This window comes from Sinorhizobium sp. CCBAU 05631, from assembly GCF_002288505.1.
Lineage (GTDB): Bacteria > Pseudomonadota > Alphaproteobacteria > Rhizobiales > Rhizobiaceae > Sinorhizobium > Sinorhizobium fredii_C.
The window spans coordinates 93917-108640 of the sequence record NZ_CP023065.1 but is presented as its reverse complement, the minus strand read 5'-3'; the positions used below and the strand labels follow the sequence as shown (position 1 = coordinate 108640).

The 14724-nt window shown below is 60.3% G+C and carries 14 protein-coding genes; all 14 read right to left on the bottom strand.

All coding sequences use genetic code 11. The features are described 5' to 3' along the window. Nucleotides 1-57: 57 nt before the first annotated feature. Nucleotides 58-1122, bottom strand: a complete 1065-nt coding sequence (locus SS05631_RS27000; RefSeq protein ID WP_037426057.1) for an ABC transporter ATP-binding protein — start codon at nt 1120-1122, stop codon at nt 58-60. A gap of 39 nt (nt 1123-1161) precedes the next feature. Beyond that, nucleotides 1162-2004 carry a carbohydrate ABC transporter permease gene (locus tag SS05631_RS26995; protein WP_037426055.1) on the bottom strand — a complete coding sequence of 281 codons (843 nt, stop codon included), beginning with the start codon at nt 2002-2004 and terminating at the stop codon, nt 1162-1164. Then, nucleotides 2004-2885 (bottom strand): sugar ABC transporter permease, encoded by an 882-nt coding sequence (locus SS05631_RS26990; RefSeq protein WP_037426053.1) that lies wholly within the window; start codon nt 2883-2885, stop codon nt 2004-2006. Before SS05631_RS26990 ends, SS05631_RS26995 begins: the two co-directional genes overlap by 1 nt. Nucleotides 2886-2993: 108 nt before the next feature. Further along, nucleotides 2994-3983 (bottom strand): carbohydrate kinase family protein, encoded by a 990-nt coding sequence (locus SS05631_RS26985; RefSeq protein ID WP_050988385.1) that lies wholly within the window; start codon nt 3981-3983, stop codon nt 2994-2996. 6 nt (nt 3984-3989) lie between these two features. Beyond that, nucleotides 3990-5045 carry a Gfo/Idh/MocA family oxidoreductase gene (locus SS05631_RS26980; RefSeq protein WP_037426051.1) on the bottom strand — a complete coding sequence of 352 codons (1056 nt, stop codon included), beginning with the start codon at nt 5043-5045 and terminating at the stop codon, nt 3990-3992. 298 nt (nt 5046-5343) lie between these two features. Continuing rightward, on the bottom strand, nt 5344-6078 hold the full coding sequence (locus SS05631_RS26975; protein WP_037426049.1) for a DeoR/GlpR family DNA-binding transcription regulator: 735 nt from the start codon (nt 6076-6078) through the stop codon (nt 5344-5346). A 643-nt stretch (nt 6079-6721) separates the two neighbouring features. Then, nucleotides 6722-7537: an amino acid ABC transporter ATP-binding protein gene (locus tag SS05631_RS26970; protein ID WP_037426048.1), complete on the bottom strand. Its 816-nt coding sequence runs from the start codon at nt 7535-7537 to the stop codon at nt 6722-6724. Between the two features lie 10 nt (nt 7538-7547). Then, a complete protein-coding gene (locus SS05631_RS26965) occupies nt 7548-8195 on the bottom strand; it encodes an amino acid ABC transporter permease (protein WP_037426047.1) in 648 nt (215 codons plus the stop codon). Then, nucleotides 8195-8854 carry an amino acid ABC transporter permease gene (locus SS05631_RS26960; RefSeq protein ID WP_037426046.1) on the bottom strand — a complete coding sequence of 220 codons (660 nt, stop codon included), beginning with the start codon at nt 8852-8854 and terminating at the stop codon, nt 8195-8197. Before SS05631_RS26960 ends, SS05631_RS26965 begins: the two co-directional genes overlap by 1 nt. A 35-nt stretch (nt 8855-8889) precedes the next feature. Continuing rightward, on the bottom strand, nt 8890-9744 hold the full coding sequence (locus SS05631_RS26955) for a transporter substrate-binding domain-containing protein (protein ID WP_037426043.1): 855 nt from the start codon (nt 9742-9744) through the stop codon (nt 8890-8892). Nucleotides 9745-9773: 29 nt separating this feature from the next. Then, nucleotides 9774-10784 (bottom strand): glutamate cyclase domain-containing protein, encoded by a 1011-nt coding sequence (locus tag SS05631_RS26950; protein WP_037426040.1) that lies wholly within the window; start codon nt 10782-10784, stop codon nt 9774-9776. Then, nucleotides 10781-12082, bottom strand: coding sequence for a selenocysteine synthase (locus tag SS05631_RS26945; protein ID WP_050988384.1), 1302 nt, complete (start codon nt 12080-12082; stop codon nt 10781-10783). Before SS05631_RS26945 ends, SS05631_RS26950 begins: the two co-directional genes overlap by 4 nt. After that, a complete protein-coding gene (locus tag SS05631_RS26940) occupies nt 12079-13227 on the bottom strand; it encodes a glutamate cyclase domain-containing protein (protein ID WP_245369184.1) in 1149 nt (382 codons plus the stop codon). The genes SS05631_RS26945 and SS05631_RS26940 overlap by 4 nt, the downstream gene beginning before the upstream one ends. Nucleotides 13228-13235: 8 nt before the next feature. After that, nucleotides 13236-14714 carry an aldehyde dehydrogenase family protein gene (locus tag SS05631_RS26935; protein ID WP_037426037.1) on the bottom strand — a complete coding sequence of 493 codons (1479 nt, stop codon included), beginning with the start codon at nt 14712-14714 and terminating at the stop codon, nt 13236-13238. Nucleotides 14715-14724 lie beyond the last annotated feature (10 nt).

The following is a 14724-nucleotide window of genomic DNA, read 5'->3' as shown; positions in this document are numbered from 1 at the left end:
TCCGTCTTCTGCCAAGCTTGGCGATGGTCCCTTTTGATTTCAGGCTCGATTCAGGAGCTACAGTCGCATTCCCTGCGACGCCTCGAAAAAGTGCAGGCTCTCTGGAGCAATGCTGAGCCGGATGCTCTGCCCCGGACTTACGTCGACGCCCGAGGGTGCCGTGAGGACCAATTCCTGACCTCCGACTCGTGTTGAGATGAGCTGTTCCGGACCGGTCAGTTCGACCAGGTTGACGTCGGCGGCAATCTCGATTGCAGACGCTTGGCCGCTGATGGCGACGCCGATCGCCTCAGGGCGGATGCCCATCACAATCTCGCATGCGCCGTCGGGACCCTTGTAGTCGAACTCGATCGGACATGTCTCACCGCGGAAGCGGCCGTTCGACACCTTTCCGGAAATGAAATTCATCGGCGGCGACCCGACGAAGTCGGCAACCCGCATCGTGCGCGGTCGATCGTAAATCTGCGAGGGGGATCCCTGTTGTTCAACCTGGCCATTGTGCATCAGGACCAGTTGTGTCGCCAGCGTCATGGCCTCGACTTGGTCGTGCGTCACATAGACGATCGTCGTTCCAAGAATGCCGTGTAGCCGCTTGATCTCATGGCGCATCTCCGACCTGAGGCGCGCGTCGAGGTTTGACAGTGGCTCGTCGAACAGAAAGAGCTTCGGCTTTCTGACCAGTGCGCGACCAATTGCAACGCGTTGGCGTTGCCCGCCCGACAGCTGAGCGGGCTTGCGATCGAGAAGACTCTCGATCCGAAGAAGCTTTGCCACCTCAGCCACCGCCCTTTCCTGATCTGCCCTTGGAACCTTGCGCATCTCCAGAGGAAAAGCGATGTTCCGAGCGACGGACAGGTTCGGGTAAAGGGCATAGGACTGAAACACCATTGCGATGTCCCGGTCTTTGGGATGAACGCCGACAATCGATTTTCCATCCAGAAGCACGTCGCCGGATGTCGGCTCGGCAAGTCCGGCAATGATACTCAGCAGCGTTGACTTCCCGCATCCCGACGATCCAAGGAGGACCAGGAAGCCCCCGTCATCGAGGGCGATGTCGACGCCCTTGAGAACCTGGAGAATTCCATATTCCTTCCTGATCTGGCTAATCTCTAGCGCGCCCATCGATCCTCCCGAAAACGATTGAAACTGTTTTTGAATGGCTCATCCCTTGACCCCGCCCTGAGTGAGCCCGGAGATCAGTGCCTTTTGCAGGATGAGGCCGATGAAGACCGGCGGGAGGGCAGCGATGACGCCAGCTGCGGCGATTGCCCCATAATTTGTCTCTCTCCCGCCGGAAATTTCTGCGATCGCAACCGTGACCGTCTTTGCTTGGACCCCGGAGGTGAACAGCAGGGCGTAGAAGAATTCGTCCCATGCCAGGAGCAGTGCGAATATCGCAGCTGTCGCGACAATCGGCGCAATCAGCGGAATGCTGATCAGTCGCAGCATCTGGTCGAGCCGGGCGCCATCCATGGAAGCGGCGCTCTCGATTTCTCCGGGGAGAGCATCGAAGCCAGACTTGATCAGCCACGTCGTGAACGGGGCGAGGATCGCCAGGTAAATTGCTGCAAGACCATAGACAGAGTTGAGCAGGCCGATGCGGGCGAGCACCATGTAGAGGGGTACGGCCAGGGCGACCGGCGGCAGCATGTAAAGCAGCACCACGAGGCTCAGAGACCAGCCCATGGATTTGACGCGCGAGACCACCCAGGCGGCAGGAATGGCGATGACAAGCGCCAGAAGGGTCGCGAGGCCCGAGACCCTCAGACTGTTGAAAAGCGCCGACAGGAAGTCGCGCCCCTTGCCCTCTGTATAGTCGAGCAGCTGCCGGTAGTTGCTAAAATCCATCTCAGAAGGCCACCACCGGAGCGGCTTTTGCGTGAGGGCCTCGGCCGGCGAGAGACTCATGACAACCAACCAGACGAATGGCAACAGCACGATCAGAAACACGGCGATCGCGGCGACATAGGTGAAGATGGTTGCTGTGGTCGAACGCCGCTCCATTACTTCATCTCCTCGGTGCGCCGTACCAGGCGGGCATAGAACACGGCGAGCAGGGTGATTATCAGAGTGACGATAAGGGCAAGCGACGCCCCCGATCCGGCCCTTTGGAAGGCGAATGCTTCCTGGTAGACGAGGAGCGAGAGCGTCCGCGTCGAGTTGGCCGGTCCGCCCCGGGTCAGAACCCAGACGATGTCGAACACCTTGAACGCCTCGATCGTGCGCAGCACAACAGCGACCATCAATGGTCCGGCCAGGTAAGGTAGCGTAACATAGCGGAAGCGCTGGACAATGCCTGCTCCATCGATCAGCGCGGCCGCCTGCACGTCGCGCGGCACGGCCTGAAGTGCTGCAAGGGAGATCAAGGCGACGAGTGAGAAGTTCTTCCAGACGTCGGCGACGATGATTGCCCAGATTGCCGACTGCGGTTGACCGAGCCACGATTGGTAGCCTTCCAGCAGGCCGATTTGTGTCAGTGCCGCGTTAAGCGCGCCGTATTCGGGATTATAGATCAACCGCCACAACATCGCGTTGACGACTGTCGGCAGCGCCCAGGGCAGGATCATCAGCGCCCGCAACAGCGTGCGGCCGACAAAGCGTTGCTGCAGCAGGAGCGCGGTCAAGACCCCTAAGACGATCTCGGCGCTCACCGAAACCACGGTGAAGATCGCTGTCGTTGAGAGTGCCTGGAGAAAATCAGGACGCGATACGAGCTTGGCAAAATTGTTGAGCCCGACGAAATTGCCGGTGCTGCCGATCAAACGCGCATCCGTCAGCGACAGCCTGATGGTGTCGAACAGCGGGTAACCGATCACAGTCACCATCACGGCCATGAGCGGCAGGGCAAGTAGCCATGCTTGGCGTGGTATCCAGGCGGTATTCAAGGTTCAGTCCACCTTTCGCGTTTCACGTTCGCTGTACTTGCGAAGGGATGGCGCAACAGTTGCAGCGCCATCCCCCCGGGAGGGCGGACCGCAGGAGCAGTCCGCGTTTCACATGCACGACACACCTATTGATTCATGGGCGGCCCGGGTAGCCTGATCCCGTGAGAGGTCAAGTTTCTCGATATCCTGAGGCGTGAGATAGCGGCGCCAGGCCGGCTGTCTGAGGATCTGTGAAGCAAGCGCGCTCGCAAGATGCGCCGACCCTACCCAATCGCGACCGCGGGACAGTCCCAGGGCGAAACCCGCGTTGAAACTGTCACCTGCGCCGGTCGTATCCGGCGCCTCGACAGGAGCGGGCACGACTGCCAAAGGTGGGCTGCCTGCGCTTTCCGAAACAAGACACCCCTTCGCGCCCATCTTTACGATTAGCACACCTTCAAAACGCTCCCGCAGTCTTGCCAGGGCGTCGGCCACGTCTTCGGCGCCGGTCAGAGCCAAAAGCTCCGCTTCGTTCGGAAGGAAGCAGTCGCACTCTTTGAGGATCGAGAAGATGGTGTCGCGCACTGCGTCCGACCAGCCGAACTGGTCGGACCCAGGATCGAAAAGCACGATGCTGCCATTGGCGCGCGCGCGGGCGCCCAGCGCAGCCACGTCGGCTTGAAGCGCAGGCGTCGTGAAAAAGCCCGTTAAAAGCGTGATAGGCGCGGCAAGCGCCTCATCCGCTAGATCGCTCTTCGAAAAGGCATCCATATGCCCGCGCGACGTGAGGAAGCACCGTTCGCGCTCCGGAGCTTCGACCGCCACCGTGATGCTGGTCGGCAAATCGATGACGCGGATATCCGACGTCCGAACACCAATGTCGGCCAACATCGAGCGGATCACCGAGCCGATCTGATCCCCGCCAAGTGTGCCGAACAACCGGACGGGGGCCCCGGCTGCCGCAAGCACCATGCCGGTTACACCGCCGCTTCCGCCGGGGCGGAAGCTGACGTCATCGACAAACCGCTCTTCACCCGGAGGAGGCAAGCCCGCCACCGGCCGGAGCACAAGGTCGGCCTGAATATTTCCGATGACGGCGATAGCCTTCGTGGTGCCCATCGTCGTTCACGCAGTCTTGCGCTGATCGGGCTCGTCGCGAGCGGTGAGGGCATTGACGGTCTCGACGATCTCGAGAGCCTTGAGGCCGTCGCGCGCGTTCGGCTCGACCGGGCGGCCACCAAGGATGGCGGCGGCAAAGGCTTCGGTTTGCAGCTTGTAGGCATCGGTGTCGCCGAAAATCGGCTCCTCGTAACTGGATTCATCGGCCCGAAAGATGCGCACACGGCTTGCCGCGCGGGAGAACGGGAAGGGAATTTCTGCGCTGACATGACCCTTGCTGCCGTAAATCTGGAAGCCTTCGGTCCATTCGGCGTGAACACTTGCGGTAATTTCGAAGGAGGCCGCTGCCCCCTCTTCCGTGGTGGCGATGCCGTGCCACGAATGGTCAACCCCATCTACGGCCATTGTCGCAGCCGAGACCGTGAGGTCACCGAGCAGGAAGCGCATCAGATCGAAGGTGTGAATGCCATGCGTTGCCAGAAGATGGGTTTTCCGGTTGGCGGCTTTCAGCGCCGTCTCCCGGTTGCGCACGTCCTGATCAACCAGCATGGCAGGAAACAGCGTCGCTTCGACCGGCGGCCGGAGTTCCGACATGACGCGATACCAGCATCGCGCGCTGAGGATCCGGCCGATCCCGCCCTCGGCGATCACGCGCTGTGCCCGGGCGATGCCGGGGTCAAAGCGCTTCATGCTCCCGACCTGCAACTGCAGGCCGGTCCTGTCGAGGACTTCGATCAGCGTCTCCGCTTCCGCCGCGGTCACAGCCACCGGCTTTTCGACGAGAACATGTTTGCCGGCGTTAAGCGCTGCGATCGAGACGGGGACGTGAAACCGGTCGGGAATGGCAATCAGCACCGCGTCGATGTCAGCGGTAAGAAATTCCTGCTGCTCGGTAAAGGCCGGCACATCCAATCGCAGACCCGCGCCTCTCGCCAACAGTGCGCTTGGGTCGAAAACAGCAGCGAGCTCAACGTTCTTCGCTTTCTGAACGGCGGGGAAATGCGCCGCCTGGGCGATGCGCCCGCAGCCGACTACCCCGAGTTTCAATTTGTCTTTGGTCACTTCGCCTCTCCGAAACGATTGATCGAAATCGTATAAGACTATGAAGCATGCACGATACCGTGCAGTCAAGTGTCAATTGCACGGAATCGTGCATCATCAGGCCGCGTGACACGACCGAGCGGAGGCAGAAAGTAGGCAGCAGTGAGCACACCGGGTCCTGCAGCACGTGGGCGGGCAAGGAGGTTATCGGGATGGTGGTGCGGCGCGGGACGGCGCAGCCAGCGCTTCGTAGAGATGGTCGCCTACGCAATTTGATCAGCGGCAGAAAGCGGCAACGACTGCCGGTCAGCGCACGACGTCAAACGTCGACGATCCTGAGCTTTTTGCCGAATGCCTTGCGCTGTTCCGGATCGACGCGGCTGTCAGTGACAAGCACGGAAAGGTCGTCGATCCCACAGACCCTGGCAAAGGATCTTTTTCCGAATTTCGAACTGTCGGCGACGAGGACGGCGCAATCGGCTGCACGGACCATCGCCTGCTTTACAGGAACTTCGATCACATTGACGTTGGTCACGCCAAGCTCCGCGTCGACGGCCTCCGCTCCGATAAACGCGATGTCGACATGAATCTTGCTTATATAATCGACGGTGTATGGACCGACGAGCGTATACACGGTGTCGACCTGCACGCCTCCTGTCACGTGGAGGTTGATGTTGCTGCATTCGGAGAGCAGTAGCGAGATCTGAAGATCGTTGGTGATGACGGTCAGGTTCTGCTTGGACTTCAGGCTGTTGGCCACATGCCACGTGGTTGAGCCGCTATCGACCAGTACGGTCTGGCCATCATTGACTAGGCTGGCTGCGTATTCCCCGAGTTGGCCTTTCACCGATGATCGGAAATGCCGTCTCGGCTCATAGGGATAGTCAAAGCTCTCCTTGCCCTCGATCGGCAAGAATCCCCCCTGCGTGCGCGTGACGAGTCCATCGGCTTCGAGGCGTGCAAGGTCCCGTCTGATTGTCGAGCTGTCGACACCGAATTCGTCTTCAATCGCCTTCGACGGAACGTAGCCCATCTTGTGCGCGCGCTCGACCATGAGGCGTCGTCGTTCAGATGCGTTGGTCACCGGGCCCCCGTTAGTTTTGCACGTTTGCGTGTGACTGTTCTAAGACCATGCTTGTCATCGCGCAATTGTCGTTCTTCGCTAGCGCCCGGTTATTCGTAGCCAATTCCTTGTATTGACTGTCGTTTAGGTGTTGAAGCCCGTGATAACGGCTCCACCCTCTTTGCACGAGATCCACAATTTGAGCGGCGACCACCGGAGCCGTTGCAGACCTGCCGTAATCCTCCGCGTTGGTACCTCCTGGACCGCGACCAGCAGTCGGACGAATGGCGGGTGCGGAGAGAAGCACGGGCATCAGCCTTCACGGCGTTTGTAGTGCATGGGCTGGCGGAGGTGGAGCCGCAGAGAGGTCTCGAAGCCGAATGTGCATGGAAAGCCGATGCCCGCATCTTAAGTGGTTGCGGGATGAGCACTTGTGATTTGCACCTACGTCTGTAAGTCATTGATTTTATTAAGCCGTCGAATGTTGCGCCAGATTCAACAGCCTTAACTGATTGAAACAAAAAAGTTTTCTGGTGCAGGTTGGTTGCGAGGGCACGCAGCCAACGATTCCTGCGATTGGTTGAGCGAGAAATACCAAAGCTGGCAGCGTAATGAGCTTGAGATAGCGTGCTTGTCATGACGACGTTCCACCTTCCTCGGAAAGGTGGCGGGACAGGAACCCACGGAAGCGGTCTGTTTTCGGGTTGACCATGATATCGCCCGGCGGCCCCTCTTCGACGACCACGCCGCCATCCATGAAGACGACACGATCGGCGACACCGCGCGCAAAGCCCATTTCATGGGTGACGACGATCATCGTCATCCCTTCTTCTGCCAGTTCGCGCATGACCCTCAGGACTTCGCCGACAAGTTCGGGATCGAGCGCCGACGTCACCTCATCGAAGAGCATGACGGACGGTTCCATAGCGAGCGCACGAGCGATGGCAACACGCTGCTGCTGACCACCCGAAAGTCGCCCCGGATAGGCGTCGGCCTTGTGGTCCATGCCGACCTTGCCGAGCAGCCGCATCGCGATGTCACGGGCCTTCGCGGCAGCGATGCCCTTCACCTTCACCGGGCCCATCATCACGTTCTGAAGAACGGTGCGATGCGGAAAGAGGTTGTAGCTCTGGAATACCATGCCGACATGCTCTCGAAGGCTGGCGTTTTCAGCTTCTCTGACGGGCTTGCGGGCACCAGTGACCGTCTTGTAGCCCACCAGGCGTCCTTCGACAGCGATGGTTCCGTGTTCGAAGGTCTCTAGGAAATTGACACAACGCAGCATCGTCGATTTACCGGAACCGCTGGGGCCTAGAACGACGACGACCTCGCCGCGCCTGACGGAAATGTCGATGCCTTTGAGAACTTCCAGCTTTCCATAGGATTTGCGGAGGCCTCTGATCGCAACGATTTCGTCGCTCTGAGGCGGAAGGGCGGCAGCCTTGTTCATGTTGAGCTCCTTAGTGATCGAAGGCCAGGCGCTTTTCGAGTGCACGTGCGGCGAGCGAAAGCGGGTAGCAGATGATGAAATAGATGATCATGACGCCGAGGAAGATCTGGAACGCAGCAAGCGTGCGCTCCACGACCTCGCGGGCCGCGAACGAAAGTTCCCAGGCTCCGACGATGGAGGCATAAGAGGTCTGCTTGATAGCCATAAGGGAGATGTTGAGCACCGGCGCGATCAGTAGGCGCATCGCCTGCGGCAGGATGATCTCCCGCATGATCGTCCCCCTGTGCATGCCAATGCTTTTCGCGGCCTCCATCTGGCCTGCGGGCACAGCTGCGATGGCGCCACGTGTCGCCTCGGCCACGAAGGCGCCGACATAGACGATCATGGAGATTGCCACCGCGGTATAGGCATCCAATCTAAGGCCAAGAGCCGGAAAGCTGTAGAAGCCGAGAAACATCACGACCAGCACCGGAATGCCCCGGAACACGAATATGTAGGTCGTGATGACCGAGCGGAGGAGTTTTCCGCCGACGGCAGCAAGAACGCCGATCCCGACGCCGAGGACTGTACCGCAAGAAACGACGATTACGGACAGGATCACGGTGTAAATCGCCCCTTGCAGCAGATAGGGCAAATTGGATTGAAGGACGTAAAACATCAGCCATACCTCCGGGCTGCACGAGCCTCGATGATGCGAAGCATCAGACCGAGCGCGCTGGTGAGGATGAGGTAGAACATGGCGACGGCGATGAACGCTTCGAAGGACGCGCCCGAACGCTCGATCGTCATCTTGCCGGTCAGGGTAAGATCCATCACGCCGATCGCGGAAACCAGCGAGGTATCCTTGACGAGCACGATCAACTGGTTGCCGAGCGCCGGAAGAACCTTGATGAAGGCCTGCGGCAGGATGACGAGCCGGATGACCGCAGATCTGCGCATGCCGATCGCGCTGCCTGCCTCCCACTGCCGCTGGCTGAGAGACTGGATGCCAGACCGCAGGATCTCCGAAAGGAAAGCGCCGTGCTGAAGGGCGATCGCAATAACGCCGCAGGCAATGCTGCTCCAGAATATGCCGACGAGCGGCAGGCCGAAATACAGAAGATACATCTGCACCAGCAGGGGCGAGTTGCGCATGATCTCCACATAGGCGCTGACAACACGCGTCAGCCATGTCCAGCGCGCGAGCCGAGGAACGATCAGGACAAACGCCCAGAGCATGGCTGCGGGGGCGGCAAGAGCCGCCACCCATGTCGTAATGAGGAAGCCATCGGCAAACGCCGGCAAATATCGTGTGAAGAAGATTATGAACGCATCCAATGGAGTTCCCCTTTTTTATTGAACCCAGAGGCTGATTACTGCTTCGGCTGATTGAGATACCACTTGGCATTCAGCGGCTTGGTGCCGAACCACTTCTCGTAGATCTTGCTGTAGTCGGCAAAAAGGTAGCCGCCCGTCATTTCGCTGACGTTGAGATCAAGATACTGCCAGAGGCGGAAGTCTCCCGGCTTCATGAACAGACCGGTGTTCACGACGTCCGTAAGGCGTTCTTCGACGATACGCATGTCAGGGTTCTGCTTGACGTACCAGGCGGCGACCGGGCCATCCAGCTGCGCTCCGCTTGCGCGTCCCAGCTTCACGGCATTGAACTGCGCCGCGATACCGTCGAAGGTCGCGATCTGTGCCTCCGGGAACAGACGCTTGGCGCGCTCTTCCTGCGTCGGCGTCGTCAGGTTGGCGATCGTGACATCGGATTTGTTGAAGTCGGCCAGCGTCTGGAAGGGAGAGTCGCTGCGCACGATCATCACCACGCCGCCATCGATGTAGCTGCGCGTGAAAGCGACCTTCTGCGCGCGGTCCGCGTAGATACTGGTCGTCTGCGCACCGAAGTCAATCGTGCCGTTCTGGGCGTTCGGCCAGCGTTGTGCGGCGCTCTGGCGAACAAACTCCACTTTGGTTTCATCGCCGAAGGTCGCTTTCGCGATCAGCTTGGCGATGTCGATGTCGAAGCCAACGAGTTCGCCCTTTTCATCGACGAAACCGAACGGCGGAGATTCGCTCGACACCCCGACGATCAGCTTGCCGCGCGACAGAATTTCATCGAGACGCGAGGCTTCCTGGGCTTGGGCTGCTCCTGCGAGTGTCACGGCTGCGAACGCGCCTGCAATGACGCAACGCAGTTTGGAAAGAAGTCCGTTTTTCATGTTCATTCCCCTTTGCTTGGATGGCACCTGCGCGATCAGCGCAGTGCTGGTCTGACGATGCCCTCGATGATCTCGGAAATCGCAAGATGGGTGGAAAGCGGTATGCCATCGACATTCGCGTCGATCAGTCCGTCGACCGAGTTGATCAGGCCGATATCGACGCCACGCCTGAGAAGCGTCGCCTCCATGTCGGGCGAGTGGATAAGCCGGGCGTCCTTCAGGCGCGCGGCAAGAGCGCCAACAATCGCATAGCAGCCCCAGTTCGAGACCGCCGCGGTAACGAGAATGCCGGAGCCCGTCATCGCGCCGATACCGGCACCGCCTTCGGGGCGGGCATCGCCGAAACGGACATGCGCCCGAACGGCATCCGCGACGGCTCCCATGCCGATCTCGTTGCCGCCGTCGCCGACCGCAACGGTCGGAAGGCCGCGCTCGATAGCCTCGTCGAACACATAGTCGATGCGAGCCCGGTCCATGCCGTAATCAATACCGCGCATGCTGCAATAGATGCCGTCGGCATTTCGACCGACACGCTCGGTCGAGAAAAGCAGCACAGGTTTCAGTTCGTCCAGGATCCGCGAGGCTTCCGCAGGTGCATCCTCGTCCCTGGTCGTGAACGGTAGTATCGATACAACGGCAAGGCTTTTGTCGCGCGCGGCGATCCTACCCTGCTCCACTGGAACAACGGTGACGCCAGCGGCCGTCAGCAACTTGCCGATTGGTTCTATCAATGTCTTTTCCGTGAGCACGACACACAGCGCCCTTCGCGAAAGGCTGATGGCACGCACGACCGCTGCCAAACCTGCCGGGCCATCGTTTTCGCCGATCTTCGGAGAGATCCAGGCGCGTGATACCGATCCGGTAGTGACGACCACCACATCCTCGGGCTTCAACGCCGCAAGTTTGTCGGCGGCCGCACCAACCGGCGATGTCCCGAGCAATTGACGGGCGGCGGCATAAAGATGTTCCACCCCGCGCCCGCCAAGATCAAGATTGACGAGCCGGTCCAGGCGCTCGTCGATTGCGCTGAAGTTCGAGACGGTCATGCGAAGTCTCCCAGGATCAGTTTCCTCATGGCGCCTTCATCCGTGATGATCGCGGCGACCTTTGAGATACAGGCGTCGACCGCGTACACGACAGCGCTGACGCCGCCGACGCTTGCAAGTGCGTCAAGCGTGGGCTTCAGGCGGAGCGAGACGCGCGCGCCGGGCTGCCCGTGCGTGTTGACCGTCAAGATGCCGTGGTCCGTCAGAAGCAACATGCCAAGCGCCGATGTCGCTTCGGAGGGCACGATACGGATTTCGTTTGCCGGGACCGATGCGCGTTCAAGAATGACCGTAAGCACGGCGTTCTCATCGACCATTGGGCCGAGGTCGCTGCGCCGAACAACCCCCTCGCCCATGCTGGCCTCGAGTGCTGTGGCGAGCTCTTGACCGGCAGCCGCTTCCTGGGTCAGGTGATCGGGATCGAACTTTTGAAGGGAGCGGAGTACGGCGGCGGCGATGGGCGCACGCGCTTCCATGCCGTATTCCGCGGATTTGGCAGCGGCGGCCATCACGAGGCCCGGGCGTCCGACGAGGACGCCGGCGCGCGGTCCCGACAAGCCGGCCTTGTCGCAATTGGTGATGGCAAGGTCAGCACCGAGGGCAAGGGATTTTTTTCCACCATGCAGCACCGGACGAAGGCGAGCGCCATAGGCTTCATCGAGGAGGACGATCGCTCCAGCCTTGCGCGCTTCCTCGACAACCGCGATCGCAAGTGTGTCATCCAGACGTGCCAGAGCGCTGGTAACCGTGGTGATTATGACGAGGCCGCAATCCCCGATGTGGCTGCGCCAGTCCTTATCCGCGGTGACTTCTCTCAGCTCGACTCCGGCAAGCGCGCTTCCGCGCACGACCGAAGCATGCGATCGATCGCCGGCGGGCACGACCGACAGAACAGCTTTTCCGCCGGCGAGCGCAGCGATCGTCGCTACGATCCCTGCGCTGGTCCTGTTGAATATGGCACATCCATCGTCATCGCGACCGCCCAGGTGTTCGATGGCAACCGTGCGCAGTTCCTCGGCATAGAGGCCGGGGCCGACCCATTCCTCACAATTCGTTGCGATATCTTCCGGGCGCACCGGAAAATCACGCTGGTTGCCGGTAAAAACTCCGATCGAGCGCGGCCCAAGTTCGCGAACCCGCCTTGCGGCCGCGGCTTGACCGTTACGAAGTCGCTTGGCCTCTTCGATGCTGGACGTGATGATCCGCCCGCGCGCGAAGCCGACCACGGGATCGACTTCATTGCCGAACGCGTCCCTGCGAACGGATGGATTTTCGCTTTTTTGCGTAGATGCATTCATAGGTGGTACCCCCCATTGGCCTGGGCAGCGCCGAGCACCGACAGTATCGGCAGGTCCGGCTCGGCGGATGCTGCGACCGCATTTGTGATTTCGGATTTCGAATTGGCGGAGATCGCAATACTACGCATCAACTCGGCGACACCTGAATGTCCGCGCCAGTCGATACCATCGACCGCAAGTGCCGGGCGGGCGGTTGCACCATCGAGAGCGCCGGCTGCGATGCAAGCGACGATAAATGCGTGCTCCCTGTCCCCGCTATGGGCGAGATTCTCGTCGCCTAGCGTAATGGCAAGCGAGCCAGAGATGGCATAAGCTCCCCAATTGGAGACGGATGCGCTAACGAGAACGTCGGTCTCGGTGACGGTCACGACGCCTGTTTCGTCGGGCTGGGAGCGACCGCCCCGTGGAAGAAGCGCGGCGACCGCGTCGCGAATTTTTCCAAAGCCGATTTCGTTTCCGCCGTCGCCAACCCCGATCGTCAAAATTTTGCGCCTCTTGGCTTCGTCAGCGAGACGGTAGACATCGGCAACGGTTTCCGGGGGGCGGCGGTCGCCACGAACGCCGTGATAGTGTCCCGCCTCATTAGGGCCATCACGTTCGACGAAAATTACCGCCGTCGGCCGTTGCCGATCAAAGATGTTCGCTGCAGCGACAAGACCCTCTGCACCACCCTTCGGGAAGATCGCCGTCGAAATCGAGCCCCTCGATTGAGCCAGGTCTTCTATGACGCGGACACAGGCATCGACAGCAGGCATGTGTTCTTCCTGGGCGATAAGGGTCACGTTCGCGCCAAAACCAAGAGCCAGGCTTCGGGCGAGCGCCACAGCGCCCGGTGGACCATCGGTTTCACCGAAGGGAAGCTTCGGTGAAACGCCGGCGCCTGTCGCGACAATGACATTGGAGCCCGGCTGTACCACTGCCAACAGCTTGCGCGCAGCCAGCGTCGAGGACGGCTCGCCCTGGGCTTCCCGACAGGCCAGATAGGTCGGAACAACGATGCCGGCGGGAAGCCCGCCCGTAAGCGGGCGGACTTCCAGGGTCATCAGTCGGTCGAAACGCTCGCCAAAGACGCACAGGCGGTCGATATCGGCCGTCGTCAGCTCACGATTTATGGGAAGCGTTTTTAACATCGACTTGGTTCTCATCCGTGTCTTCAGAGATTGACCGTGACGCTCTTGCGCGCCGTGTAGGCTTCAAGGGCACCTTCGATGGAGTATTCGGAGCCTATGCCGCTCTGCTTGATGCCACCGTAGGACATGCCGGGGATCTGCCCGCCTGCGCGGTTGATCTGGAGCCAGCCGGCGTCGATGCGGCCAGCCGCGTTGAGAGCCGTTGTCAGGTCATTCGTGAAGATATAGGCAGCGAGACCATAATGAGTGTTATTGGCCCATTCGATGACTTCGTCTTCGTTCGTCCACGGAATGGCGACGAGAACAGGACCAAATACCTCTTCCTGCACGATACGCCAGTCGTTGGTCAGGCCTTTGAGTACGGTCGGCTTCGGGAAAAAGCCGACGCTCTCGCCAGCCGCTGGCGGAATCTCGCCAGTGACGACTTCAGCGCCCGAATTGACCGCTTCGGCGATGAATTTGCGAACTGCACTGTAGCGCTCCTCGTTGATGATCGCGCCGATATCGGTTTGTTCGTCAAGTGCATCGCCGATCTTCATTACGGCAAGCTTTTCGACCACTTTCTTCAGGACAGGTTCGAAAACGTCTTGGTGGACATATAGACGCGAACCGGCCGTGCAGGACTGGCCTTGGCGGGCGAAGCGCATCGCACCGATGATGTTTGCCGCAAGGCCATCGATCCTGTCGTCGCTCGCGGCATCCGGATAAACGATGGTCGGGCTTTTGCCGCCAAGCTCCAGCGTGGCGCGGGCAATGCGGTCGGCGGCGGCGTGTGCCACTAGCTTGCCGACCTCGACAGAGCCCGTGAAAGAAATCTTCGCAACATCCGGATGGCCGGAGAGCGCGGCCCCTGCAACTTCGCCAATGCCCGTCACGAGGTTGAAGACGCCCTTCGGGAAGAGATCGGCGGCCAGCTCGGCAACCCGGATGACGGCGAGCGGAGCATCTTCAGCGGGTTTGAGGACCAGCGTATTGCCGGTACCGAGCGCCATGCCGATCTTAACGGCTGCCAGAACGAGCGGCGAATTCCAGGGAATGATTGCAGCCACGACACCGAGGGGTTCGCGCGTGGTATAGCTGAACAGTCCCGGTCCAAGTGGGAGCGTTTCGCCCTTCTGTTCGGCGACAGTGCCGCCATAATAGCGAAGCACTTCAATCGTGCTCAGAACTTCCGGACGACTCTGCGTGCGCAGCGCGTTGCCGGTTTCGGCTGCGAGAATCCGGGCGATCTCTTCGGAATGCGCGGCAACGCGGTTGGCAAGCTCCGTCAGCAGCGCACCGCGCGAGCGCGAGGCCAGACGCCGCCAGGATGGGAACGCCGCCTTTGCCGCGGCAACAGCAGCGTCGGCGTCCTTCTTGTCTGCCGCACCGATCGTCGTGATGACGCTGCTGCGGCAAGGATTGATAACGTCCAACGTCGAGCCCGAAGCCGGCTTGACCCATTCGCCGTTGATAAGCTGTCCCGAAAGACTGGACGTAGGCAGATTGAGTTCGAGTACCATAAGGTTCATT

Excerpts from the sequence above, each read along its gene's own strand:
- SS05631_RS26965 (WP_037426047.1), bottom strand. The coding sequence starts at position 8,195 with ATGTTTTACGTCCTTCAATCCAATTTGCCCTATCTGCTGCAAGGGGCG.
- SS05631_RS26950 (WP_037426040.1), bottom strand. The coding sequence starts at position 10,784 with ATGACCGTCTCGAACTTCAGCGCAATCGACGAGCGCCTGGACCGGCTC.
- SS05631_RS26995 (WP_037426055.1), bottom strand. The coding sequence starts at position 2,004 with ATGGAGCGGCGTTCGACCACAGCAACCATCTTCACCTATGTCGCCGCG.
- SS05631_RS26985 (WP_050988385.1), bottom strand. The coding sequence starts at position 3,983 with ATGGGCACCACGAAGGCTATCGCCGTCATCGGAAATATTCAGGCCGAC.
- SS05631_RS26945 (WP_050988384.1), bottom strand. The coding sequence starts at position 12,082 with ATGAATGCATCTACGCAAAAAAGCGAAAATCCATCCGTTCGCAGGGAC.
- SS05631_RS26970 (WP_037426048.1), bottom strand. The coding sequence starts at position 7,537 with ATGAACAAGGCTGCCGCCCTTCCGCCTCAGAGCGACGAAATCGTTGCG.
- SS05631_RS26935 (WP_037426037.1), bottom strand. The coding sequence starts at position 14,714 with ATGGTACTCGAACTCAATCTGCCTACGTCCAGTCTTTCGGGACAGCTT.
- SS05631_RS26940 (WP_245369184.1), bottom strand. The coding sequence starts at position 13,227 with ATGAGAACCAAGTCGATGTTAAAAACGCTTCCCATAAATCGTGAGCTG.
- SS05631_RS26975 (WP_037426049.1), bottom strand. The coding sequence starts at position 6,078 with ATGGTCGAGCGCGCGCACAAGATGGGCTACGTTCCGTCGAAGGCGATT.
- SS05631_RS27000 (WP_037426057.1), bottom strand. The coding sequence starts at position 1,122 with ATGGGCGCGCTAGAGATTAGCCAGATCAGGAAGGAATATGGAATTCTC.
- SS05631_RS26955 (WP_037426043.1), bottom strand. The coding sequence starts at position 9,744 with ATGAACATGAAAAACGGACTTCTTTCCAAACTGCGTTGCGTCATTGCA.